Annotated in this window: 21 protein-coding genes and 1 pseudogene; 5 read left to right on the forward strand and 17 right to left on the reverse strand. The window is 52.1% G+C overall.

Annotated features, from left to right (window positions below):
• The first annotated feature begins 5 nt into the window (after window positions 1–5).
• Window positions 6–671, forward strand: coding sequence for a DUF2807 domain-containing protein (locus NTD87_RS03820; RefSeq protein ID WP_262111994.1), 666 nt, complete (start codon window positions 6–8; stop codon window positions 669–671).
• A 5-nt stretch (window positions 672–676) separates the two neighbouring features.
• On the opposite strand, the gene NTD87_RS03825 is transcribed toward NTD87_RS03820, so the two are convergent.
• The 6 genes from NTD87_RS03825 to NTD87_RS03850 are packed head-to-tail and all read right to left on the reverse strand — an operon-like array spanning window position 677 to window position 8,567.
• Window positions 677–1,372, reverse strand: a complete 696-nt coding sequence (locus tag NTD87_RS03825; RefSeq protein ID WP_262111996.1) for a 4'-phosphopantetheinyl transferase family protein — start codon at window positions 1,370–1,372, stop codon at window positions 677–679.
• Window positions 1,317–2,642: a sensor histidine kinase gene (locus NTD87_RS03830; RefSeq protein WP_262111998.1), complete on the reverse strand. Its 1,326-nt coding sequence runs from the start codon at window positions 2,640–2,642 to the stop codon at window positions 1,317–1,319. Before NTD87_RS03830 ends, NTD87_RS03825 begins: the two co-directional genes overlap by 56 nt.
• The gene (locus NTD87_RS03835) at window positions 2,635–4,047 is read right to left on the reverse strand and encodes a sigma-54-dependent transcriptional regulator (RefSeq protein ID WP_262111999.1); all 1,413 of its coding nucleotides are present in this window, start codon (window positions 4,045–4,047) and stop codon (window positions 2,635–2,637) included. Before NTD87_RS03835 ends, NTD87_RS03830 begins: the two co-directional genes overlap by 8 nt.
• Window positions 4,048–4,095: 48 nt before the next feature.
• The gene (locus tag NTD87_RS03840) at window positions 4,096–6,525 is read right to left on the reverse strand and encodes an ADOP family duplicated permease (RefSeq protein WP_262112001.1); all 2,430 of its coding nucleotides are present in this window, start codon (window positions 6,523–6,525) and stop codon (window positions 4,096–4,098) included.
• Window position 6,526: 1 nt separating this feature from the next.
• Complete coding sequence (locus tag NTD87_RS03845) at window positions 6,527–7,246, reverse strand: ABC transporter ATP-binding protein (RefSeq protein WP_262112003.1); 720 nt, start codon at window positions 7,244–7,246, stop codon at window positions 6,527–6,529.
• Window positions 7,247–7,289: 43 nt separating this feature from the next.
• Window positions 7,290–8,567 (reverse strand): efflux RND transporter periplasmic adaptor subunit, encoded by a 1,278-nt coding sequence (locus NTD87_RS03850; RefSeq protein ID WP_262112005.1) that lies wholly within the window; start codon window positions 8,565–8,567, stop codon window positions 7,290–7,292.
• Window positions 8,568–8,968: 401 nt separating this feature from the next.
• On the opposite strand from NTD87_RS03850, the gene NTD87_RS03855 reads away from it, so the two are divergent.
• Window positions 8,969–9,514: a helix-turn-helix transcriptional regulator gene (locus NTD87_RS03855; RefSeq protein ID WP_262112007.1), complete on the forward strand. Its 546-nt coding sequence runs from the start codon at window positions 8,969–8,971 to the stop codon at window positions 9,512–9,514.
• 239 nt (window positions 9,515–9,753) lie between these two features.
• On the opposite strand, the gene NTD87_RS03860 is transcribed toward NTD87_RS03855, so the two are convergent.
• Genes NTD87_RS03860 through NTD87_RS03880 form a run of 5 tightly spaced genes read right to left on the reverse strand, consistent with a single transcriptional unit; the run spans window position 9,754 to window position 13,979 of the window.
• On the reverse strand, window positions 9,754–10,809 hold the full coding sequence (locus tag NTD87_RS03860; RefSeq protein ID WP_262112008.1) for an alpha/beta fold hydrolase: 1,056 nt from the start codon (window positions 10,807–10,809) through the stop codon (window positions 9,754–9,756).
• Window positions 10,799–12,151, reverse strand: coding sequence for an MATE family efflux transporter (locus tag NTD87_RS03865; RefSeq protein ID WP_262112010.1), 1,353 nt, complete (start codon window positions 12,149–12,151; stop codon window positions 10,799–10,801). Before NTD87_RS03865 ends, NTD87_RS03860 begins: the two co-directional genes overlap by 11 nt.
• On the reverse strand, window positions 12,148–12,792 hold the full coding sequence (locus tag NTD87_RS03870) for a hypothetical protein (protein WP_262112012.1): 645 nt from the start codon (window positions 12,790–12,792) through the stop codon (window positions 12,148–12,150). Before NTD87_RS03870 ends, NTD87_RS03865 begins: the two co-directional genes overlap by 4 nt.
• Window positions 12,785–13,045: an acyl carrier protein gene (locus tag NTD87_RS03875; RefSeq protein WP_262112013.1), complete on the reverse strand. Its 261-nt coding sequence runs from the start codon at window positions 13,043–13,045 to the stop codon at window positions 12,785–12,787. The genes NTD87_RS03870 and NTD87_RS03875 overlap by 8 nt, the downstream gene beginning before the upstream one ends.
• On the reverse strand, window positions 13,020–13,979 hold the full coding sequence (locus tag NTD87_RS03880; RefSeq protein WP_262112014.1) for a 3-oxoacyl-[acyl-carrier-protein] synthase III C-terminal domain-containing protein: 960 nt from the start codon (window positions 13,977–13,979) through the stop codon (window positions 13,020–13,022). Before NTD87_RS03880 ends, NTD87_RS03875 begins: the two co-directional genes overlap by 26 nt.
• Before the next feature lie 341 nt (window positions 13,980–14,320).
• On the opposite strand from NTD87_RS03880, the pseudogene NTD87_RS03885 reads away from it, so the two are divergent.
• Window positions 14,321–14,470, forward strand: a pseudogene (locus NTD87_RS03885) (beta-ketoacyl-ACP synthase II); the annotation flags it as partial.
• A gap of 934 nt (window positions 14,471–15,404) precedes the next feature.
• Here NTD87_RS03885 and NTD87_RS03890 read toward each other — a convergent pair.
• Both NTD87_RS03890 and NTD87_RS03895 read right to left on the reverse strand, forming a co-directional pair.
• Window positions 15,405–16,061, reverse strand: coding sequence for an inovirus Gp2 family protein (locus NTD87_RS03890; protein ID WP_262112015.1), 657 nt, complete (start codon window positions 16,059–16,061; stop codon window positions 15,405–15,407).
• A gap of 387 nt (window positions 16,062–16,448) precedes the next feature.
• Window positions 16,449–16,649: a helix-turn-helix transcriptional regulator gene (locus NTD87_RS03895; RefSeq protein ID WP_262112016.1), complete on the reverse strand. Its 201-nt coding sequence runs from the start codon at window positions 16,647–16,649 to the stop codon at window positions 16,449–16,451.
• Window positions 16,650–17,114: 465 nt separating this feature from the next.
• Between NTD87_RS03895 and NTD87_RS03900 the strand changes: the two genes are divergently transcribed.
• Window positions 17,115–17,960, forward strand: a complete 846-nt coding sequence (locus NTD87_RS03900) for a hypothetical protein (RefSeq protein ID WP_262112017.1) — start codon at window positions 17,115–17,117, stop codon at window positions 17,958–17,960.
• 850 nt (window positions 17,961–18,810) lie between these two features.
• Here NTD87_RS03900 and NTD87_RS03905 read toward each other — a convergent pair.
• A complete protein-coding gene (locus NTD87_RS03905; RefSeq protein ID WP_262112019.1) occupies window positions 18,811–19,683 on the reverse strand; it encodes an EamA family transporter in 873 nt (290 codons plus the stop codon).
• A gap of 119 nt (window positions 19,684–19,802) precedes the next feature.
• Between NTD87_RS03905 and NTD87_RS03910 the strand changes: the two genes are divergently transcribed.
• Complete coding sequence (locus NTD87_RS03910) at window positions 19,803–20,585, forward strand: AraC family transcriptional regulator (protein WP_262112020.1); 783 nt, start codon at window positions 19,803–19,805, stop codon at window positions 20,583–20,585.
• A gap of 115 nt (window positions 20,586–20,700) precedes the next feature.
• Here the strand turns inward: NTD87_RS03910 and NTD87_RS03915 are convergent, their stop codons facing one another.
• The 3 genes from NTD87_RS03915 to NTD87_RS03925 all read right to left on the reverse strand — a co-directional run bounded on the left by NTD87_RS03915 (window position 20,701) and on the right by NTD87_RS03925 (window position 25,531).
• On the reverse strand, window positions 20,701–22,074 hold the full coding sequence (locus NTD87_RS03915) for a DUF1329 domain-containing protein (RefSeq protein ID WP_262112022.1): 1,374 nt from the start codon (window positions 22,072–22,074) through the stop codon (window positions 20,701–20,703).
• Between the two features lie 60 nt (window positions 22,075–22,134).
• Entirely contained in the window at window positions 22,135–24,102 is a 1,968-nt protein-coding gene (locus NTD87_RS03920) for a DUF1302 domain-containing protein (RefSeq protein WP_262112069.1), read from the reverse strand.
• A 91-nt stretch (window positions 24,103–24,193) separates the two neighbouring features.
• The gene (locus NTD87_RS03925) at window positions 24,194–25,531 is read right to left on the reverse strand and encodes a phospholipase (RefSeq protein ID WP_262112024.1); all 1,338 of its coding nucleotides are present in this window, start codon (window positions 25,529–25,531) and stop codon (window positions 24,194–24,196) included.
• Window positions 25,532–25,560: the final 29 nt, after the last annotated feature.

A 25,560-nucleotide genomic window follows, 5' to 3' on the forward strand; every position in this document is an offset into this window, starting at 1 on the left:
GTTATATGAACAACATGAATAACATGACGCTGATGCTTGCGCTGCTGGCCAGCACGACCAGTTACTCTGCGCTGGCCGCAGAAAAAACGTTTCCGCTGACCGCCTTTACCAGCGTTGAAGTCCGACAGGGAATCAACCTGTCCATCAAATGCGCCGCAACGTCTTCAATGGTGGTCTCTGGCGCTGCGGATACGCTGAATAAGCTTCAGGTGACGACAAACGATAAGGCGTTATTGCTCGTGAATGACGCGGCGGCAAATGATCGCTTCGTCTCCCATACCCTGGATATCACGCTGTATACCAGCGAGCCACTGACGGGGCTGACAGGCAAAGCAGGGGTACAAATTGTGGCACCTGCGTGTGCCGTTGATCAGTCCAAACTGGCGGTTGCGGGCAGCATGGGCGCAGACATCCAGATCGAGGGTAAGACGGGTGAGCTGGTTCTTGATCTGGCAATGGGTGGCAGCTTTAACAAAAAGCCGCTGGCCTTCACAGCGGATGTGGCGAATGTCCGCATGAGCATGGGAGCGGAATCATCCCTGTGCCATATTCCACGGATCAACGGCAGCCTATCTGCCGGAGCACGGATGTCTGTCAGCCCATCCGCTCAAGTCGATACCGGCGCCACGGGCTCTTTCGGCAGCGAAGTTTCAACCTCTGATTGTTCGTAAACAGGTCAACCATCAGTTTGATGGCAACCGAGCTGCCATTGAACTGATGGGTACTGCGAGTCAAGGATCGCACCGTAAGCCAGACAAAAAACCCCCTCCCCTTGCACCTGGCAATAATGAATCTGCCCACTACTGACGGGGGGGTCAACCACGACCTGCGCCACCCCGCTGACGCCAGCCTGCGGGATGACACAAAAGCTGCCAAGCGATTGGGTCAGCCCCGTCCCACGAGCCTTTAGCCAAGCTTCCTTCATACTCCAGACCTGCGTAAAGCGAAGAAGATAGTTGGCTTCGTCAAGCGCCAGCCAGCGTCGCTCATCTGGATGGAAAAAGCGTTGTGCGATGGTTTTTTTTACCGCAACTTTTCCGCTGACTTTTTCCAGATCAACCCCGACATCATATCCGCGACACAGGGCAATGGCGGCCGAATGAGCGCTGTGGGTCAAGTTAAAGCGCAGCCAGGAGTGCTCCGGGAGCCAAGGTTTACCGGTATAGGTTCTGGCGATATGCAATTGATCGACCGGGATTGCCAAGTAGGCCGCCAGCACCTGATGCAACCAACGTTGCGCCCGTTGGCGAACCGTCATTCCCGGCACCGCATCATTAAAGTGCTGCAGGAGGCAAACCCCCCGGCCTTCGATCAACTCAGGCAGGGGATTGCAGCGGTAAATTAATGGTGACTTTGCAACCGGTCTGCTCATGGCGATTTTCCAGGGACAAGTAGCCGCCGTGGCTTTCAGCAATTTGTCTGCACAAAATAAGGCCGATGCCGGTGCCATTGGGTTTGGTGGTATAGAAAGGCACGAACAGATTTTTCGGATTAGTCAGCCCTACTCCCCGATCAAGGATGGTGATCAGTAAGCGCCCCTTCTCCTCAGCCCACTCGATATCGATACTGTCAGTGCTGCTGCCCATCGACTCATCGGCATTTTTGATCAAATTGATCAACAACTGATGGATCTGTACCCGGTCGAGACTGGCCATCAGCGGACGCGGCCCGCTCAGGGTAATCACACGGTGAGAGAACAGCAGCGGCAGCTCGGCAACCAGGGCAGTCAAATCCACCCGTTCCTTCAGCGCCGGGGCCAGTTTGCTCAGTTGCCGATAACTGCTGATAAAGGCGATAAGCTCGCGTGCCCGCCGGTTAATCAGATCGATGCCCTCGGTAAAACCGGCAGGCAGGTTTTCAGAATGATGGCGGTAATGCTGTTGCAACATTTGGCTGATGGACGCGATGGGGCTGAGGGAGTTGTTGATTTCGTGGCTTATCACACGCAATAAATCTTGCCAGGCTTTTTGCTCTTCCTGACGCAACATGTCGTCAACGTCACTGACAAACAACAGCACGTTCTGAACACCATCCACCATGTAGGTGTCACTGGTCACTTTGTACCGACCCGGTCGCCCTTCATGATCGGACACGACGGGATGCTCAGTGTTGGCATTCTGCAAAAGATTATCTAACTGCCAGGTACTGGCCGTATCGCCAATCAACTTTTCCAGCGATGTGCCCAACATGCGGGAAGCTGCGCTGTTACACCAGATCAGACGATGGCTGCCGTCCAGGGCAAAGATGGCAACCGTGATATTGGAGATCACTTTTTGCAGCAGAAAATCCATCTCCCGCTGCTGTTGGCGGTGGCGCGACAATTGACTGGAAATATCATTGATTTGCTCAATGACCCCCTCAAAGGCCCCCGCTCCATTGGTCACCCCACGCAGGCTGAAATCTTCCTGTTCCACCGCTTCCAGCAAGTTGGATATGACGTTTATTTTGTAAATCAATTGCTGAAAAAAGTGATAGCAAAAATAAACCATCGTCACACACAGAATAAACAGGGTGAAGAATTTAAGGTAAATGGACTGTTGCGGAAAAAGCCAAAGCAGCAGGTAAGCAATAATTCCGCCTACCGGCGACAGACTGCACAGCAGCAGGTGACGTATTTCAAATGAATGGAAAAATTTACTCATGGCAAATTTTTAGTTTTTCAAGCCTGCGATAAAAAGCACTGCGGCTCAGCCCCAGCGATTCCGCAGCCTTGACCGCATTGCCGTCATATTGACGCAGGCGCTGTAACAGTAAGGTTTCTTCGGCTTCGGCCAGAGTGCACGCGTCCGTCAATCCCGACGACAAGTCAGTGACCGGACACACTGCGCTCTGGGATGACACCGAAAACGGCAAGCAGAGGTCGTCCAGATCAATCACATTGGCGCGACACAGCAACACGGCGCGTTCTAACAGATGGCTAAGCTCTCGGATATTCCCAGGCCATGAATAATCAAGCAGCCCCTGGCGTGCCTGAGGCAATAATATCGGCCGGGGTTTGTTGTACTTACGCGCAAAACGTTTCAGGAAGCGCTCAGTCAGCGGCTCAATATCTTCCAGCCGTTCGCGCAGAGGCGGCAACTGGATTTGAATCAGGTTCATTCGGTACAACAGATCCTGACGGAATCGCCCCTCTACCACGGCCTTTTCCAAGTCCGAATTGGTGGCGGCGATGATCCGGCATTGAGTGGTCTGGGTGCGCGAAGATCCGACGCGCTCAAACTGCCGCTCTTCCAGCACCCGTAATAGCTTCACTTGCTGTGTCAGAGGCAAGTTACCGATTTCATCGAGGAACAGCGTCCCTTTATCTGCCAATTCAAATCGGCCGATACGGTTCTCCCGCGCATCGGTAAAGGCCCCTTTTACATGGCCAAACATCTCACTTTCAAACAATTGCTCGTTAATGCACCCCATATTCACTTCGACAATACTGTGCTCGGAGCGCGAGGAAATCTGGTGAATATAACGCGCAAGCAGGCTTTTACCGGTGCCATTTTCGCCCAGGATCAGCATGCTGGTATCGGTCACCGCGACCTTTTCCACCAGGCTGATCAGCCGTTTCATCGCCGGTGAGCGGACAACCCATTCGCTGTCCATATCATCTTCGAGCGCCAGTTTAAGCAGTTTGTTCTCTTCGCGCAGGCAATTGCCTGAGCGGTGCGCCTGACTCAGGGTAATTTGCTGCTGAACGATGCTCAGCAAACGCTCATTATCCCAGGGCTTTTGAATAAAATCGGCAGCTCCCGCACGCATGGCGTTGACGACAATGTCTACGCTTCCCCACCCCGTCATCGCGACAGCAGGCAAGCAATCATCGAACTTCTTCAGCTCGGCCAGCAACTGCAACCCTTCCATGCCTGACGTGGTGTCTTTCTGAAAGTTCATGTCCATCAATACCAGATCAATAGGCTTGGCGGACAAATGTGCAAGCAGGCGATTGGCTTGTGTTTCCAAGGTCACGTCGTACCCTTGCATGCGCAATAAGATATCGAGGCTGGTCAGGATTCCCGCGTCATCGTCTATAACAAGGAGATGTTTTTTATCGTTCATTTTAAGCATCCAGCTTGTACCACCGTGCCCAGGGAGCACGGCGATCGTTTATTCATAACGAATCGCGTCAGCGGGCGACATGTTGGTTACCCGTCGGGAAGGAAGCCAGACCGCCAGCGCCACAACCAGCGAAATCATCACTGCCACCATCCAGAACAGGAGCACAAAGGGCGTGTTTCCGTTACCCAGAACGCGCGTCAATTTGGGAGCAACAAAGAATGCCAGAGGCAAGCCAATGATAAGGCCGGTCAGTAATTGCTTACCGCCCTGGATCATCAGCATACGTAACAAATTGTTCTCAGTAGCACCCATGGCCATGCGTAAGCCAATTTCCTGGGTACGCTGATTAATCAAGTTGCACATCACCGCATAGATACCCGTCGCAGCCAGTATCATCGCCACCAGACCGAATAACATGAAAAGATTGGCAATAAAATGCAAACCGGCGGTATTGCGGGCCAAGCGTTGATTCAATGTCTGGATCTGATTGACAGAAAGATCGCTGTCAACCTGACGGACCGCGCTGATAAGCGCAGGCCCGACCGTTTCAGGATGCTTGGCTCGCAGCACCAGCATTAATGAGGAAGCGGGTTGCTGCTCCAGAGAACGGTACACCGTGGTGCGGTGGCGGAATGCGCTGAAAGGTCGCCCATGAATCACGCTGGGCACCACACCCACTACGTTATACCAGCGTTGGTCATCGGTATCGCGAAAATGCAGGCGCTTGCCAATCACATCACGTTCTCCAGGCCAGAACTGTTCAGCAAAGGACTGGCTGACTACGACCACCTGTTGTGAGTCCTGAGTATCATTGTGGGCGAATTCCCTGCCCGCTTTGGGCGTAATACCCATCGCAGACAGGCTACCCGGCATGACCTGCACATCATTGACCATCGGATAAGACCAACGCTCATTGCTATTGTTGGTCGACGAGTCGACATCCACCTGGCGCGGCACGGTGAACTGCCCGACGGCACTGGTGGTTAATGCTGCGCTTTCAACCCCGGAAATCGCACTGGCGGCGTCTTGCAGGCGCTGGTAAAACAGGATACGGCTTGCATCATCAGGGTAATTATTAACGTTAAGGTGGATTTGCGCGGTCAGATACTTACTGGTGTCAACACCGTAATCAGTTCGGGTCGCTTGATAGACCAATAACGCGAACAGCGCACTGATACACAGGATGGAGCAGGAGAGCCCCACTTCAAAGATAACCAGAATCCGCGAAACCCGACCTGCGCCACGGCTCTGCGCGCCACGGGTGCCATCACGCAGAACATCATTGAAATTGCCATGGACTATTTTCCAGGCCGGTAATGCGCTGGTGAGCACAGCAGTGATGATCACCAAGATAAGGGCATTGAGGATCATCATATTATCGAGTGACAGCTGCCACCAGAAAGGGATCTTATTCGGTACGAAACCAGGCAGTATCGTATTGGTTATCTCCAGACCCCATGCAGCCAGCAGGACCGCCACTACACCGGACATAAAACAGATAAATAAACTTTCCAACATCATTTGCAGTACTAAGCGGCCTGCGGGAGAACCCAGCGCCACCCGGATCGCTATCTCTTTGGAACGCTCAGTCGTTCTTGCCAACAATAAATTTCCGACATTACAGCAAGCCAGTAGCAGTACAAAACTGACGGCGAACAGCATGACGATAAAGATCGGCAAGGTCTCTTCACCCATAAAGTTTTCCTGGAAAGTTAATACCTGAGCTGAAAGCCCTTTATTACTTTCCGGGTGCTCCAAGGCTAGTGACTGCATCACTCTATTCAGGTCGCGGTTGGCATCCTCAAGGGTCACGCCGGGCTTCAAACGCGCATAGACCGACACTTCCGGAGCGCCTTTACGCACCAGGTACTGCGAAAGTTCAAGCTGTGAAGGCAGCCAGAGGTCATGGAAGAAGGGGAAGGCAAAATTTTGCGGCATGATGCCGACGATGCGCGTATGTATGCCGTTGATCGTGATATCGCGGCCAATAAGTTGCGCATCGGAAGCAAAGTAGTTTTGCCACATTGCGTAGCTGATCACCGCGACAGGCTCAGCCCCCGACTGAACGTCTTCGTGATTCAGCACACGACCCCGAAATGGCTGAATAGCTGCATATGAGAACATATCCGGAGTATTTCTGATGGCCATATAGGAAACGGCCTTGCTGCCATCACTGATATCCGCGCGCTCTGCGTAGAAATACCCCATATCGTCAAGCTGGGTGGTGAGCGCCTTGATGTCGCTGTAGTCCATGAAGTTCAGCCCGGAATCACTCAGGCTGACACCATTCACGGTCGGATTGACCAACACCATGCTTTTGCCGTCCGGATAAGGGAGCGGAGTGAACATAATGGTATTGATCACCGAAAACATATAAAGGGTCAGCGCCAGTCCACAGGACATAATCAGCACGGTAACAAAAGTAAAGCCGGGGCTTTTTAGAAGTAACCGCAAGGCATAACGAATGTCAAAAAGCATCTTATGCTTCCTTCACCAGGGTCAGTTGCGGCGCCAGTTCCCCATCTCCGACGACCTTCCCGTCAGACAGAACAATACTGCGCTGTGCACGCTCAGCCGAGCGCGGATCGTGGGTCACGATGCAGATCGTGGTACCTTCCTGATGCAACTTATCGAGGATATTCAATACCGCTTCTGCGTTGTGCGAATCCAGGTTACCGGTGGGTTCGTCCGCAAGAATGATTGATGGATTACCCACGATAGCCCGAGCCACCGCGACGCGCTGCTGCTGCCCGCCGGAGAGTTGTGAAGGATAGTGACGGCTACGGTGGGACATATTGACCTTGGCCAAGGCCTCGGCTACCCGCAGTTGCTGTTCAGATTTGGAAATATCACTGCGGTAGGTCAATGGCAGCGCGACATTTTCCTCAATCGTTAGATCACTGATGAGGTTGAACGACTGAAAGATGAAGCCGATGTCTCGATTACGCACCTGCGCACGCTGTTTCTTGGAAATATTTTCGACATTGTGCCCCGCCAACTGATAAGTGCCGCTTGAAGCAGTATCCAGCAGCCCCAGGACTGAGAGCAGAGTAGATTTCCCACAGCCTGAGGGCCCCGATATTGCCACGTACTCGCCTTTTGAAATGGTGAGCGTGATCTTGCTGAGCGCATGGGTTTCGATTTCATCAGTCAGGAAAATTTTATTTACATCAGTCAGTTCTACCAAAGGTTCCATCATTATTGTCTCCAGGGCATTGGTCCGTTAGCCGGCGCGGGTTGCATCACTTGGCGATTTCAATCTGATCGGCACCCTGCCAGGCGGTGCTGTCACTGAGAATTATTTTGTCGCCAGCTTTAAGCCCGCTGGTGATCTGAATGTAGTCAGCGGAACCCTGCCCAAAATCCACTTTCATTTTGGTCGCTGAACGATCTTTTTCATCCAGCCGGTAGAGCATAGAGGGCAAGTTATTCTGCGCGAATGGCGGGCGCTCGACATACAGCGAATTATTGATTTTCGTCACCGCGATCAATCCATCGACACTCAGATCAGGACGTGCCTCCTGTGGCAGCGGCTGATTGAACGTCACATCCACCTTGACCGTACCGTTGGTAACCGCGGGATCAACCCTCGATAACACACCCGTAAACCGGCTCCGGCCCGTGTTGATCGTGACTGCCTGCCCGACCGCGAGATCGCGCGACTGCAATTCCGGCACTTTGAGTTCGGCATACAGCTCTTTCTCTTTGGCAAGGCGAGCAATATCACTGCCTACCGTTACCCGCTGTCCGACCTGGACTTTCACATCCTGCAAAATGCCATCTATCGGCGATTTAACCTTGAGCGAATCAACCTCCTGCTGACTCAGCGCAACCAGTGACTCCATTTTGTTAAGGCGCATAAAGTTCGCCTTTATATCCGCCTCGACGCTGAGCTTAAGCGTCCTTAACCGTCGCTCTTCAAAACCGACCTGCTGAGTATACTGTTCAGTCAGAATGCGCGTGCTTTCATATTCCAGCCTTGGCACGGCCTCAAGGTATTTTTTCTGGGCAGCAAGGCGCAGTGTAGATCCAAGTAATCGACTCTTCGCGTCCAGCATTAACGCCTCTTGATTGAGGATTTTATTTTGCAGTTCGGCATTTTTTGCCTCGGTTTCTGCCCGGCGTGCGTTAAGTTCCAGCTGGTTCTCCTGATGCCGCTGTTCGAGCGTCGGATTACTCATAACAACCAGTAATTGTCCCTTACTGACCTTCATTCCGGCCTTATAAATGACCTCCTCCACCCGAGCGTCAACATTCGCCGCCACCCAATTGATATCCCACGGTAAAAGCACCCCATTTCCACGCACCTCAACGGAGAAGTCACCATACTTGACCTCGGCAACCGTCACGCTGCTACGAGCCACCTGGTAAGGCGAGAACCGATAGTTATAGATAATTAGCAACAGCGCTAGCAAAAAGACGCCACCAGCAATGGCCTTACTGTGCTTTTTCAGTACAAGTTTATTTCCCGGCCGCGGGATCGAAATATCCATAATAATACCATTGTTAACAACCTGCATAACCCAAAGCACATTTCATGCCAAAGCAAAAAAAATATATAACTCACTGATATTTAAGAAGTAATAATAGAACCAATACCTGAGCGGCTTATAACAGTGACTGGGCGTCTCATTTTCGGAACGACAGCAAAACGTGCACTTCTTATTAGCTGATTTCTATGGGTAAACCGTACGGAAATCAGCAATCCCAATACTGGGACATAAAATAAAACGCTGCGTAAAAACTTTTCGAAAATGGGATTTCATTTTCCCTAAATCGAGAAATGCTTAAAAAACACTTAACAAACAACTACTTGAAACAGCTACAAATCTGGCATAGCAATTGCGTACTCATTAGCGAGTCGAAAGCCTATCCCAATAATAAAAATCTTCGCCATTGAGCGCTGCAGAACGGAGTCTGTATGTGGGAACTTAAAATCTCGAATGCTGAAAAGACCCTCTTTACACAAAAAATAATGGACGACCTGTATAAACGTCATTTTGAGATCTATGGCAAACATGCACATACAGAAAAAGCTCTGTGCATTGTCAAAATAATCAACTACATCGTAGAGAATATTTCAGAGGAGATTACCTTGGAAGACCTGGAGAAAATCTGTGGTAAAACCCGGTTCGATATTTGTCGAATGTTCAACCTGTTTTACAACGTGACGCCGATCAAGTGGATGTGGAGAGTCCGACTGGCACTGGCAAAGGAATTTATTCATCTGGCCCCGGAATGGTCATTAACCGATATCAGCTACGCATGCGGTTTTTCCTCCCTGCCGCATTTCTCTCGAAGCTTCAGTAAAACCTATAATGAAACACCGTTAAAATTCAAACAATACGTAATGAAGTCGACCAGGCCGGAAACGAAGAAAGAATCCTCTGAGTATGATTCTATCTTTGGCATGCAAAGAAATGGCTTCTCACGCAACATGCTTATCAACAACATCAACTCATTATAATCAATAAAAACCATCTGATTATGCACGAACCTCAGGTCACTCGTACAATCGATAAGGCACGAAAAGTCCGCATCGCTGTGCAGCTGAAGTACCCTATTATCGGGCAAAGGCCGAAGCAACAGTTAAGGCGATACTCAAACTCGGCTGGAAAGGGTGGCGAGTGCTTGAGGTGAAGGCGGGAAAGCGCAGAGGTTGTACTCAGCTATCTCAATTGCCATCAGCAATCAGGGGACGTAAAACTAACGCTTTAAAAACTTAACGTTTATATTAATGGTTGCGCGCAAGCGCAATACGGGATCAACAATAGCGAAATAATTTTCCTGCGCTGTATTGTCCAGAAAAGTAGAAATACGGTTAAACACAGTAGCATCGCGTAATGCACCACTGTGCCCCTTGCCCTCGGTTACGATCAGTTTGCTTTTGCCCAGAACATGGTTAAGCACCATGGCCTCTTCCAAATCGATACTCACGTCTCCTTTATCATGCAATATCAGTACAGGCTGTGTTATTTTTGCGATTAATTCGGGGCCGATTTTATCAGGATGAACGCCATAACGTAACTGATAGAGCTTTTTCATCGACGCTGCAATACGCTTGGGTAGTTTATTATTGGCAACATACTTATCCAGCACTTCGCCAAAGCTACAAGGACTACTGATCAAGATCATTCTCTTAAAAAATAGCCCTTGTAATGCGGCCATGCAGCTTACCAACCCACCGGACGAGTGGCCGATAACGACTGAAAAAGGACCGTATTGTCGCTCGATATCGATTACTACTCTGGAGAGATCGTAAAAAGACACTCCCTTACCCGGGGACACTCCATGTGCCGGTAAATCAGGTGCAAAGACGGTGTATCCTTTTGACTGCAAACGCTGAGCAAGGTGTCTGAGCATGATGCTTCGCCCATCCCAGCCATGCAACAGCAATACTTTCTCTGTTTGCAGCTCTAATTGAGGGTAAATAAACATCTTCACGAAAGCGTGCCGCCAGGTGAAATTTTCCTGCCGGCACTGGCTGAGCAGCATCATCTCTGCGGGCTTATAGGGCAAAGGCCGGGTTTTTTCAAACAGGTGTAATGCATACAGCGCTGAAAGATAGGAAGACATCATGTCCAATGAATAAAGGTCGAACATCCTTATTAAACGACACGCGCGGGTATAGTGAGTCATTGGCCTGACTCTGGCCTTCATTAACAATGAAGGGCGAAGCCGCATCACCACCAACACCCGAAGGTAATTTTGGTGGATCAGCGAGAATATCAACAATAGAGGATAGATAACGCTATAGAACATTCTCATTCCCAATTTTATTCGCGAGCCGCCAGTACTCGTTGACAAATGCCAAAAAGTAAATCGTACTGAACATAATGATTAGACTCATAATCGCATTCAAGTTTGAGAAACGATCCCAACCGGCCAATAAAACGATCACCATGAGCAACTCTATAACCATCGTCAAAATTAATACACGACGAGCCTGATCAAGTTGCTCAAGTAACGCTTGTAAAGACGCCACAAACGCTGTGAGGAAGAACGTAGGTAATAAAATCAGCATCATCTGGCTACTGGCTTCCCTGATCGCCCCATCACCTGAAAGAATGCCTATCAGCGTTTTTTCACTAAAATAGACCCCGACGGTGAGCAAAAGATAAAGCACACCAATAAATATCAGCCCACGATGCAGGAGTCGTTTCAGTCCCTCACCGCTACTGATCGCCAAACGTTGATTTATCAATATCGCCAGTGCAGAGCCACACGCCACGGCGGGAATAACAATAAACATTCTAATCTTGGTAATGATCAGGAACGCGGCGACATACTGTTCACCCAACGAGCCAATCAGTGGAAACACCAGCAGCGAACTGAAAAAAACAACGATAAAAGACGCAAAAATCGGCAACCCAACCTGCTGAAGCAGACCTTTTAATCGAGGAATAAACGCTTCAGGTCGGTCGTCCTGCTCCTGGCGACCAACACGCCATACCAGCCACATCGCGACCGGGATCAATAGGCCGGACGCCAAGGCATTTGCCACGACAATGGAATAGAAGCCCAAACCGTAGACCTTGTAGCTGGTGTAGCAAATACCGGCGTTCAGGACGATATAAGCAATCACAAGAAGCATGCTCAACGCGCTCTTGCCCTGCCCTCGCAGGGCGCTGTTACACATCTCCAGTTGAATGAACGGCAACATGGAAAGGAAGTAGAGGGGAAGTGCTGTCTGATAAAAGTTACCCCCTGATATAGGAAGTAGCTTCTCCAGCCAAGGCGAAGATAGCGCAATCGTCCCACTGAGTAAGGCCACAATCAGGATACCCAGCACGGATAAAACTGACGTCGCCGTCAGCACTTTCTGTTTTGACCAAAGATTCAAAGACCTGGCGCTGAACACCTGATTACTGATGGCCAGGCATTCGAGAATCGCCAGAAATAAAAAGCTGAACGGCTGGATCATCGACAGCCAATAAATCGACGTTGTCTCCGCGCCATGGCCCAAAATAGCTGTCTGAATGTTTTGTGAAAACGAGACCGCGATGGCAACAACAATCATTGGCCAGGCAAGCTTCAGTAGATCCGAAATATCCCGGCCCACCCCTTGGCGTTGCGACAGAACCATGCCTGGTGATGTGTTCATACGACCTCCCCCAGGCTATCGCGCCGTGGCATGGCGTAATGACACGTCGTTTTGCCATACAGGCTATAAAACATCATTGAGAGATAAGAAAGCGTGTGCGTCGCGCCAAGCAGATAGCCATGACCGCCCATCAATTTTTCCGCTCTGTTAGTCAGCAGGGTGATCTGCCAATGGTCTTCTTCAGCATCTTGAAAATCCCCCGCCGCGGTGCGCATTTCCCATTGCGACACCAGCAGGCTGCACTGACTGTTCACATCCGCAAACTCGGCTTTAATCAGCTGATGCCGGGTGGTTTTCATACCAAAGCTCCTGCGTGCGGACAAATGCGTCCAGCTCATGCCCAACATGCGCATCAACAGCCCCAAACGGGCGGCGATAGAGGCAATGAGTTGGGTGTCATCGGCTGCTATCGTCCGCTCCCCTCCCAGGTATTGAAGATCCAGGCCGAGAGAGGCAAGCACTCTATCCACCTGCGGTGGGTGGCAGGCCGTCACCTTTCGCTCGTCCGGCACGAGTTGATAACCTTGGCTAAACGCGCGCCTGGTCTGATTGGCCAATTCGAGACGCCATAGCCGCACGGCTTCTGCGGGCTCATTACCCGCAAACAGCTGATAAACTCTGTTAAACGGACCGTCAGGCATATGAGCTCTCCGACTGCAGGTGCTGCTCAATCCAGTTGATCAATTTACCGACCGTGGTGAATGCGTCCTGATTGATTTGATCAGGCTCAAACATTAAGCCGGGTACTTTTTCTTCCAGTGTCAATAAGAACTGCACAAACAACACCGAATCCAAATCCAGGTCTTCGTTAAAATCCGTTTCCAGACTGACCGACACGGCCGAAGACATAATATCGTTGAGAGCTTCATTAACCGCCAATAGAAGACGTGACATGTAAAACCTCGCTGCTTTCGTTTTTTTCAATTAAGACGCATGAAAGCGTAATGCCCATGCCCATAGTCAGGCAGAGAATTTTTTTCCCTGTAAAATCTTTCAACAAGACAGATAAATTAAATAAAACATCCGAACAATAAGCATGCCCATACTCGGCAATATGATCGGTAAACATAATGCCTTTGAAATTCAGTTTGGCTGCCACTCTTTTCAGCATCGGCAGATCCAGGTTGCATGGAACAATTGCATCGATGCTTTCAATTGAAACGTTGAATTTATCCAGCACGTATAGATAAAAATCATAATAGTCCTGCTCCAGCGACGAATATAACTCGCGCCGGCGCACTGCAGGCACATGCCGGTGATTATCATAAAAGGAGGACAAGTGCCTTACGGCGGTATGCTTCAAACTCCACTGCGCAGGTCCCGCGTTGAGTAGCACCGCCGCGGGCACTTCGGCCATTACGCCGTTATCCAGTCGATTAATATCGCTATGAAAAGCCTTCTCCCCCGTAAGAAGAAGCATTGGCTCGCCGTTTTTAATCAATCTGTTCTTTAATAAATGAATGGCCGATAAGGCAGACGCACAATGGTTCAAACTGACGGCAAGTACTTCCCAATGACCTATCCCACACGCCTCGGCAACGTCCTCCAGCCAATGATTATCAAAGAACGTGTTATGTGTTTGTGTTTTGGCATACACCAGGCATCCTTTGACTTCTTTCACATGAGGATTTGCAATAATCAGCGCGCAAAGAGTCTCCACCAGCATCTCAACATGCGTCCTGGAAGACATACCAACTGAGTGTAAAGAATAATAGCGCCGCAGTACCTTGCAAGCACCCGACTTTAAATTATGCGATTGCTCAAGCGTGCTCAATGATTCTAATGAAATACGATCCGGCAACCAACATAAATAATTAAGTGGCAGCATAACGTTCCCGCATGGAGTAATTTTAGTGCATATATAAATTACCCACATAGTCCCAGAAACAGATGGTGCTTTTTGCCTCAAATTGCTTAAAAGGCATGAATTTCCCATTTGCAGGTCCCACAAATGGAATTTTTACCGGCTAACGGCGACCTCGCGGCTTGCCGACGAGAGCGTCCTCAAAAACGCCATCGCCGGCAAGCCGGGCTCCTACAGGTCCTGTGTGTTCAGTCCAGCATCGCCACATGCTTGGGAGACCATGCCAGGGAAAATGGTATTCCAAATGAAAATTTAAACTTATAATATCGTTACAAATCAACATTTTATACATTCAGTTCAGATTACCCTCAGCACTCAATCTGGAAACCCCGGATACCGCCGCCGAAGGCCTTAACCTGATTCGCGGCCGGGCCCAGCACCTGCCCATGGAATATGCACTGTCCAATGGCTTCGGTTTCGGCGGGGTCAACGCCAGCGTGCTGTTCCGGCTCTGAATTTAAGACTGGGTATTCAGTCCAGCTTCAGTGCCGTTGAGGTTTCAGCGCCGGTAGGTCGAGACCTCAACATCCCCCAAGACATTGGTCCTACCAATCAACCACCCCACTGACCACCTTCGACTCCGCTATCGGGGCATTTCAGCAATGAAAGCCCTGCACGCCCCCCGCCCTAGCAGCGCGGGATAATCATCTGTGGGCCGTAAAAACGCCTCACTGCCTGTGTTCCTCGGCCAATATGGCTAGCGTCCCTTACAGGCTCTAGGAAAACGCTGAAAAAAACTTCCATCTCTGGTGAAGTACCCGCCTCACACGAACCAAACGGTTGAGCCCCGATGAAACAGATGTCCTTCGCCGATGCCGAGTACGCCGGCAAACGTAACCATCGCCAATACTGAGCCACTGCACACGATGGCACTTGCTAGTATCGGTCAATGGGCCTCAACGCCTAGAATTCACTCAACCCCTAAGTGGGGGGACAAATGGGTGGACAGAAATTTTAAAAGCCAATTCATCCAGCAAAATAAGGCCACAACTCAAAAATAACGCCGCCCACAAGCCGGAGACGCAGCAGATTGTGGCGGGGCGCTTGAAGGAATTGAAGTCTTGGCTACATGACTGATCCAGGCCACAACGTCCCCCTGAAGCCGAAGCGGCAGGGGACTTGAATCTATGGAAGTCTTCGGTCGCTGCCTGGCTCAGCCTCCGGCCCTACAAGGATATGCTTCAGCCGATCAGGCTGATCGGCCACCTGATGAGCAATAAACATGACTTCCTCGATGTTAAGGACCGTCATCCATAGGCTGCACAGCTCCACCAAGCCAGACAAACCAGTCCATTCCGCACCTACCTTGCTCATCCATCCTGACAGCTCGCGACGATTGAGAAAACCCGTCGCTAGCCTGTGACTACATGTAAAGGCAAACGAGTAGTATCAGATCCGGCTAGCCCCAAAGCCATGATGACCATCCCCAAAAGCCTTGGTTGCCGACTTACAGAGATAGCTAGCTCTATAAAAGAACTCAGCCTGTCCAACCGAGTCGTCACGATGCAGATGATAGTACGGGTTACTGGGGATCTCGACCAAGCCGCTGACCGCCTCTACTGGCAAGCCCAAGGCACTGGCCCAAGCCTCCACCAGACGATTGAACATGTTGTCCCGACCCGGCTCGAACTTACCCAGTGCATTGAAGGCATCGTAATTCAACAGGATTACCAAGTGGTGGTGAGGCTTTCCATGCTGCCCCTGCTCACGCGCCCAGACGAATCGAACATTGCTGTCATGGACATACGCGTTTAACTGTCGAGCTTTATGGCGGTTATGTTTAATTTTGGCTTTGAACGACTCAATGAAACGACCAATCACTTCATTCGTGTAAGCGCTGTCGGGTAATTCAATCTCGGCAGGAAGCCGTAGATCAATCCTAAATGCAAACACACGCGAGTACTGACCAAGGGCACTCTTGAGCGTCTGATAAAGACGACTCAAGTATTGACTGACAAAAGGACCTTTGTCCTCCTGAATGGGGAAGGCTTCATACCTATTTCCATAATGAAGAGATAGGTTAGCATTGACGGGATGACGCAGCATGTTATTACTCCATGGTTTAGTTCATACTCTAAACACATTGAGTAATTTTCTACTGAGCACTCAAGACAACTCTCTGACATGCTGGCTTTATGGCCAGCCATCCATAATCAGTGATATCTAGATATAGACACATCTATACAAAGGTATAGCTATAAACAGTTACAACTACAAGCACTCAAAGCTACAAAAGCATACTACCAATACCGAGAAGTACTTTTACAAAACGACTTAAAAACCATCCACAAATACGACATAAAACAATCACGCAAGCAACAACTTCAACTCTGACAAAAAATCATTACAAGCATCTCCCCTCACGAGGTTTCTACTTACCACTAAAAATCCAACATATCGCTTTAAATAGTACCCCATCATAAAACAACAAATTCAAATAGGCCCGACTCCTTGCAAATCACGTTCTTTAACTCTATCTAAAATCCAACCCTGAACCTCACCCTCTAGCCAACCTACACAACGATCCCCCAAGGAGACCGGCTTTGGAAAAGATCCTTCCGCAACGTACTTGTAGATCGTAGAGCGACCAAGGCCAGTAGTACCAACTACGTCTTTCAGACGAATTATTTTCATGACAGACTCCTCATATCTATTCAATAGATACGGGAGTCACGTATCTTTTTACGAAAACGACCAAGTACAACAAGCCCGCCACAAAAACAAACACCTTGCAGCCCAAAGAAACACGACCATATCGCCGAACCAGGATCGGAATCATTGACCATCTACGATCGGACGCATATACCTACGATTAAGGCAGCAAAAGCAATCATGAATACGCTGAGCCTACCTTTGATGCGAATCAGATGCTCAGCCATCACGTCAGTGAGCCAGTGAGCCAGTGAGCCAGTGAGCCAGTGAGGATGCCGATGGAGACCGAATTTTCGTGACTTTTATGCCATTTCCATCAACAAAAAATACACTAAAAAACCACACGAACAGCCCTTAAATAAATCTATTTTACCCATAGATTTCTACTAGAGAAAAAGAGAAAATAAAGGAATAGTAGTTTTACCTCGACGCACTTGAGAGCCCTCTATGGCAGTCAATCATAACGACCCAGTCACAAAAGCACTTCCTGGAACCTATGTAGATAACCGACTAATAAACTGGCTATGGTTTTATATCCAGCATAACTACCCAACAGCAAATATCGGAGAATATAAAAGCCACGGAATGAAGGACCGCATGGCCGACTTAATTAACACAACCCCAAATTTAAAAACAGACATCAAGCATTCAAAAGATTTGTGGCTAATACCAGATCAAAAAACAAATTGGATAACAAACGACGAAAGGCAGCAAAAGTGGCTTAATCCACGAATACTTGAAAAAAGAAATCTCACCCATTTAAACTCACCCCCAAATTTAATGGGGCGAGATTTCACAATTGCATTGATTGACACCTGGGCCATAGACAAGTATCAAAAAGAAACGACCGTTTCCGAAATAGAGCGCGCATGGGGCCTGCACACCCAATCAGACAAAATATTCAAATGGTTTGACGACCAAGATGAATTCAAAAAGACATCTCTAGCCTGGGAAATAATTCAAAAAAAATCTCCGCTATTCGTAAATAACCCACCTATAAAAAATCTTCAAGATTTAATTATTTTCTTTGACGGCCCTTATTTTAGCCTACCCGAAAAAATACTAACGATAGAAGCAGTCAAGAAACGCTGGAGTCAAAACAGGTATAGAGAAAAGCAAACAGGAAAAAAACAGTATAATTTTATCCTTTCAGACAAGACGATCAGACGCCTTGACAAGCTGGCAGACAAACATGACTTGAAGCGCACAGAGGTTCTAGAAATATTGCTACAGATGGAAGAGGAGAAAGAGCTCTACATAAAGGAAAAAAAGAGATTCTCGTCAGAAATTTAACACTTTCTGCCATCCGAATTAAGAGCTCTGAATATTTATCACCACAGCTATTTCACATATCAAGAAAAGCCCCGCTATATTGCAGGGCTCTGATATTTTTACACTTGCAAAGCGCTACACTCTACTTGGATATCTCTCAGCCCTATTAAAAACTGCAATCCTTCGCTTATTACTTCCCCCACCATCACATGTGCTGATTCAGAATCGCCGCGCACCGCTTATCGGGATAGTAGTGTTTTCCTGATCACGATAAGCTTCTCATTCGCTATCACTTCGGGCGAGATTATTTTCCGACTGAACGCCCCCCCTCCGCGAGCTTACCTTCACGACGCGCTGCCATCCCACTCAACATCACGCGTATATCTAAGTCTGACTGAGAAACAGCGCTACGCAACCCGGAGATTGCGCTCGAGCACTACAACAAGGAGTGTCCGTACAGCGCACTGAAATACCGCTCACCTAGGGAGTTTAAGCCCTTGCCAGCGGCACCAATTCACGGAGAGTTGGTGCCGCTGGCAAGGGGGGAAGATCCAGGCCACCCAACTGGTCGCAGGTTCTAATCCCACTTTCAAAGCATGAGTCAAAATCAAACCAATTTAGCCGCGACGGTACTGACAGAGCAATGCTAGGAAGAACGGTATTCCAAATGGTATTCCATAAGAAAAAACAAACCAATAATTTCATTTAAAATCATTAGCTTAGGCAATAGGTTCAAATTACCCCGGCCCACCAAACGAAGCATCAACAAAGCCCGCCCAGTGCGGGCTTTGTTGCATCTGGGATTCGAGTAAAAGACTTTTCTTCCCCCGCAATCCGACCTCAACATCGCCCCCCGCCTCTACTCACCAGCCTATGCAATCCGCACCCGCTCACGCCCCTTCATCAACCCCACCACAAGTGCCGACAGAATCAACGCAATCGAAATCCCTTCATTAAAATCAACCCTATGCCCAAGCATCAGTATCGAACCTGCGACCCCAAATACTGGAATCAGCAAAGACAGCGGTGCCACCCTGGAAACCGGGTACTCTCGCAGTAATAGATTCCAGCCCCAATAACAGAAGTGCGTCGCTGCGTAGACCTGAAACAACAGCGAGAACACCGACACCCATTCAAGGTGCGTTACCAGGGAGGTAAACGGGGCGCTGCCGTGCGCCAGCCAGGTGAGTACCAATAAGGGAATCGGCGGAAACAGGCTGGCCCACACCACAAAGGCAAACATCTCCCGGACCTTTGACTGTTTGATGATGACGTTGCCGACACTCCAGCTAAAGGCGCTCACCAGCAACAAGCCATAACCCACTGTCGTCGCATGACCCGGGCTGTTGAAAATGATGCTGATCAAGCCCAGCGCTGCGAGCCCCACGCCAAGAGTCTGTCCAAGGCTCAGATGCTCGCGAAACAGCAACACCCCCCAACCCAAAGTAAAAAACGCACTGAACTGGATTAACAGGGCAGCAGTCCCTGGTGGCACACCCAGTTCGATGCCCAGGTTGATCAACGCCCACATCGCGACCCCGAAAATCAATCCATAGGCGGCCAACCAACCCACGGCGATTGGCGGACGCCTGACAAAAAACACCCACGGCAACGCCGCCAGCGTAAAGCGAAGAGCCGTTAGCAACAGCGGATCAATAGCGGCCAGGCCCAGTTTGGTGATGGGAAAGTTCAGACCCCAGACAGCCGTTACCAACACGGCCAGGGTCAGGTGTTTTTTCTGCATGAGGTTCTATTTCCAGAAAGCGGGGCCGGCGGCTGTATGCCCCAACCACGGCCCCACTATGCGCAATAGGGGCAATGGCTCGCTTGCACTATCAGGTCATAGATCATTAAATTCGGGCCATGCGCGAAACTGAAATAGATCCCTACGAAAACACACCCCGCGACGCAGTAGTCACGGCCAATAACTATCTGGATGGCCAGCGCTTTGCGCTGCATACCCATCGACGTGGGCAGTTCGCCTATGCCGCCTGCGGTGTCATCACGGTATTCACTCGCCAGGGTAACTGGGTCGTGCCCCCACAAAGGGCCATCTGGGTACCGGCGGGAATGCCCCATGAAATGAGCATGAGCGGACCGGTGACCATGCTCAATACCTACATCCGTAACCGCGCCGCCGCTCGGCTCAACCTGCCTGCGCACTGCCAGGTCTTCGGCGTGTCGGCACTGCTTCGGCAGTTGCTGATCCGGGCCATGGACGTTCCGGCGCTGTATGCCAAGGACCATCTGGACGGCCATCTGATGACCTTGCTGCTTCACGAAATAGCCGACATGTCGCCCCTATCGCTCAATGCACCTCTTCCGAGCGAGCCAAGGCTGGCGCACGCCTGCCGCAACCTGCTGGAGCAACCGTCGCTGGAAACCGGAATTGATGATATGACCCGGCAGGTCGGGATGAGCCGCCGCACATTCACTCGTCTGTTTCGCCAGCAAACCGGTGTCAGCTTTGTCGAATGGCGCCAGCAGGCATGCCTGTTGGCGGCCGTGGTGCGCTTGGGTAACGGGGAGGCAATTACGCGGGTGGCGACTGACCTGGGCTATAGCAGCCCAAGTGCCTTTACCAGTGTTTTCCGTCGAGTACTGGGCGAGGTGCCCAGTCGGTATTTTCCAAAAGAAGTGCTTTGAAGCATACCCATTGAAACCAAGAGCCCTGATTTGCGGAGAGTGTCAGGTTTTTTTTGTGCAGGCCGGTAACGGCCTGCCGTCAGGCTGAACTCCATCTCACCAGGTCGACCTAAAGTCAACGCGTACCACGCAGGCGCAGGGCCGATGGCATGAAGTACGCGTCCTCGGGAATCGGCTGGGTGAAATCGACGGTTTGCGCTTCTTCGTTGTCGAGGTTCTGCACGTAGTAGCGGCGAGCCTGCAGATCGTGGAACACATCGAGCGCGCTCCAGGTGGTCGGCAAGTCGTAGAAGTTTTTCAGGTACGCCATCGATACCCGCCACAGCTCGCCATGGCTATCGTACTGATCGACCACCGCCGCCCCCCAACTGTCTTCGTCGAGAAACAGTACCCGCTTGGAGTAGATGTGCCGCGCCGTGGGTTTCAAGGTGCCTTCTACCACCCATACCCGGTGCAGTTCATAGCGGGTGTATTGCGGGTTCAGATGCCCGACCTTGAGCAGGTCCGCGTACTTCACCTCTGGGCTGGCGACTTTGTAGTTGTTGTAAGGGATGTAGATTTCCTTCTTGCCGAGCAACTTCCAGTCGTAGCGATCCGGGGCACCATTGAACATGTCGGTGTCATCGGCGGTGCGCAGGCCATCGGCGGCAGCGATCGGCGTGTCGTACGCCAGGTTCGGCGCACGCCGCACGCGTCGCTGCCCGGCGTCGTAGATCCAGGCCTCGCGGGCATCCTTGATCTGGTCCAGGGTCTCGTGCACCAGGGCCGCGCCACCGGCCAGACGGGCAGGACTTTTGACGAAGGCCAGGTAGTAAAAAAGGATGTTTTTCAGGTCCGCGAACTGGCCGTCCTTGCGGTAGTAATTGAACAGCCCTTCCTGCTGTGACGTCACCAGGGCAAAACTGCCGTTGCGCTGGATCGGCGCCTCCGACGCCCGGCGTACCACGTAGGTGCCGCGATAACGGGTGATGTGGTTCCACAACGCCTCCACACCATTGCCGGGAATCGGGAACGGAATGCCGCCAAAGGCATCGGCGAAACCTGTACCGCCTTCGAGCAATTTGGTGGAGGTGGCATTCTTGAAGGTGTTGTCATACACCCATTGCGGTGCCGAGCCGGAGCGCCGGCTCTTGTAGACGGGCATCTGGAAGGTGTCGGGGTAGCTGTTGAACAGGGCTATCTCGCCGGCCGTGAGGTTGGCCTTGTACTGGTCAAGATTGGCTTTGGTGATGGTGAACAGCGGCTTGTCGTCGGCGAACGGATCGAGGTGATGCTTGCCCTTTTCATACCCCTTGGGAGCCTGGGTGATCCCGCCCTCCCACGAAGGAATGGTGCCGGCGGCGTTGCCGGCACGCTCGGCACCGAACGGTGTCAGGGCCGCCTTGAGTTTCTGCGCATCCTGGGCGGAGACCGCGGCCAGCGCGCTACCGGCTGCCAGACTCAGGGCCAGGGCCAGCGTGGCTTTGATCATTCGGTGTTTCTGGAACATGGCAAATCTCCAAAAAGGATAGAGCGGGCGTTCGCCCTCACACACAGAAAGCCCTGCGACTCACAGGAAGTACTTGAGGTTGAAACCGATGTTGTCCCGGTCACGCAGGCCGTTGTCCTGGCCGCCGCCATAGAACTCGGTGTACTGCAGCTCGGCCTCCAGCTTGTTCTGGTAGTTGGCCTTGAGCCCCAGGGTGTAGGCCTGGCGCCCTTCGATGAAGTTGCCGGCCTGATAGGAGTTGCCTTTGAAGTCGTCCTTGTAGACCACAAAGGGGCTGAGGTTGACGCCGGCGAAGACGTCATTCCAGGTGCCGCTGAACATCAGCGTGTAACTGTAGGAATCTCGGCTGACCTGATCGTCATCCTCACCGCCGGAGATATAGGAACGGTTGCCGGCGCCGGCGTAGTAGCGCGTACTGCCGTCATAGGCCGTGTACTTCAGGCTGCTGCCCCGCAAGTGCTCGGAAGCCAGTTCGAATATGCCGAACAACGAGTCGAAGGACATCGTGGGGCCGAAGTTGTAAATGCTGCCCAACGAGGTGTTGAACGCTTCAACGCGCGTGGAGTTGTCGATATCGCTGTTGAGGTTGACCGCCTGCCCGCCGACATTGATGGTCTTGCCAGCAGCCGCAGCCGCGGCACCATTGGCCAGGTCGCCGAGCAGGTCATTGGTCGCCGCCACCCCGATGGACAGGTTCGGCCGATAGGCCAGCTCGCCGAACACCGAAGCCTTGCCCAGGGTGGTGTTGAAACTGAAGCCATACATGCGGATGTTTTCGGCGTACTTGCGATGGGCCTGGATGTTGCCCATCACATCGACCGTCGCCAAGCCGTTGGCCAGCGCCGCCGCCTGATTGCCGGCCACGCCGGACAACAGGTTGGTCAGGGCCGCCATGTCGATGCCTTTGTACCCCGCCAGATTGGCCGCGATCGTCGGCTCCTTGGCGTGGTAGTTGACCAGGTACAAACCGAACTCGGTGCTGTTCAGCTCTTCGGCGATGTAGCGAAAGGCGAAACCGAACTGGCCGTCGTCGCGGGCCTTGTAGTCCTTGCCGATGGAGGCCACCTTGAGGATGTTGCCGTAGGCCGGCGTGATGCCATTGGCGTACAGACCGGTGCTGCGCAGAATGCCGCCCAGGGCCGGGTTATTGCCCAGCGACTCGTACAGCCCGATGACATTGCCGTACCCCGGAACCGGTGTGTCGAGCGCCGTCCCCGTGAAGTCGTTGTAGCCGGTATGACCGCCATCGGCGAACAGGTCGGTCTGGGAGTAAAAGGTGCCCACCGGATCGATGCGGGTTTCCTTCCATTTCCACTGGTAGAAGCTTTCCATCGACAGGTTGTCGGTCAAGCCGATGTTGAAGCTCACGGCCTCCACCGGCATCAGTACTTCCTTGATCTCCGCCCCCGGCAAACGATATTTGGCCGCATCCACCGGGTTGGTGGTATTGACCCCACCACGATAGAAAATACCCTCGCCCCAGTTGAACACCTGACGCCCAAGACGGGCGGACACCGGCATTCGGCCCACGTCCCACTTGCCGTAGACATAGGAGTCCAGAATATCTACGCGGCTGCCGGCGACATCGCGGGTCTCGCTGCTGAAACGGTCATCGTTCGGGCTGCTCTGGCTCGGTTGCGCGGGGCTGTTGTTTCGGTCGTAATCGTTATGCCGATCCATGATCTGGGTGTCGTAGAACGCCGTGCCGCGAACAAGCATCCCGTAGTTCTGGTAGGTCGCTTCCAGATCCGAGGTGATCTTATAGACCTCGGAAACCAGCCCGGTACCGAAGTTGCGATTGCCATCGTTGGTGTTGATGTCGTCGTTGGTTTTATCCCGGGCCTCCACACGCCATAACCTGCCGTAGGACAGCGTGCTGTCGAACGCGCCGGTCACCTGATTGTCCAGCACGCTGAACTCCATGGCCTGTACCCCCTCCACCGCGCACAGCTGCAGCAACCCCAGCAGCCCCACTCCCGCCGTGGTCGCGGTGAAGCGCAACGCGCCCTGACGTGCAGGGCCTGGCATCCGCACACTGATGGTCATCGTCTTGATCTCCCTATGGACGTTCTCGATATTATTTTTGTTGTTGTTCCTGCTCGCCCGCGCCCCGGCGCACTCAATTGCGACTGGCGCTCTGTCCCACTGCCGCGGATGAAGCGGGTGCTGAGACGGCGATGCCAGCGCTGACGAAAATCCGGCTGTGGGCACCGAAGTGTCTGAGCAACTCATAGAACTGGGCATTCAACTGCGCATGGTCGTGGCGTTGGCCTTGCAGCTCATTGCCGGTGCTGAAACTCATGGTTGCCTCGGGCGTGCTCAGCCACTGGCCGATGGCGGCATCGAAGTCGGCGGCCTGGGCGCTGGACTCTGCGCTGACCACCTCACGCAGGTAGTCCGGCGAGTAGTCGGGATAGGCCTGATCCTGGCGAGTGTCGGCATAGGCCGCGAGCATCGGGTGCGGCTGGCCGGCCAGCAGCAACTGCTCGAGCCAGACGTACTGATACTTCTCCACCTCCATATGCCGGGTGGCCACCCGCTCGATTGCCGCACGCTTGTCGGTGTCGAAGCCGGCCAGGGCCTTGGCCTCCATCAGCAACATGCTCGCCAGGTCGACGCCCGGCAGTGGCGTAGCGTGATAAGGCTGAGTCAGGTCCTGGACGTAGTGCAGGCCCCAACCGAGAAAGCGGTAACCCCAATAGGGGTGGCCGTTGGCGAACGCGAAACGCGCCAGCCCGAAGTATTGATAGGCCCGCCAGTCCGGCCAGTCTCGCCGCAGAAACGGCGCAGCGGCATACACAATCGGGTTCTCGTGAAAGAATCCCATGTGAAAAGGTGCCTGGGAGCTGTACCCGAAACGTGCATCGCCAAACGACTGCGGACCAAACGCATAAAGCGCGCCGACGTCGCCCGGGTTGTCACTGAACAGATTGATATCGTGGCCGTAGTCCGGCTCGTCGGCGGCCGTCGCCAGCACCGCCAGTGGTACCACCTTCTCCCCCGGTTGCAACTGAATGAACCGTTGGCGACTCCACGGTGAACGCGTCTGCTCGACCATCACTTCCTGCGGTTTGAGGTGCGCGCGCAGCGGTTGATCCTGGCCTGGCAACGGCTGAATCATCATGGCCAGGAGGATCTGCGGGTTGACCCTCAGAGCCATGAGAAAAGCCCGACGCAGATCGCCTACAGGCAGGTCCTGCAGTTTCAGCTCGTCCGGGCGCGCCGGATAGTCGGGGAAGTGCTGGCGGGCGAAGGTTTCCTGCTCTTCCAGGAGCGCTACCAGACCACTGTGTTGCTGGGCAAGGAACTGCTCCAACGGCTCGACCTCGACCTCGGGCGCTTCGCGAAGCGCCGGCAGTTCCTGCAAGGCCAGGTAACTTCCCAGGGTGTGATTCGACCAGGCCCAGGACGCCGGCGACACACTGCACAGGCCCACCACCAGCAACAGAAACTTCATCGGCTTTTCGCTCTTATTGGATCAGTCAG

Source organism: Pseudomonas sp. 6D_7.1_Bac1 (assembly GCF_025465945.1).
Lineage (GTDB): Bacteria > Pseudomonadota > Gammaproteobacteria > Pseudomonadales > Pseudomonadaceae > Aquipseudomonas.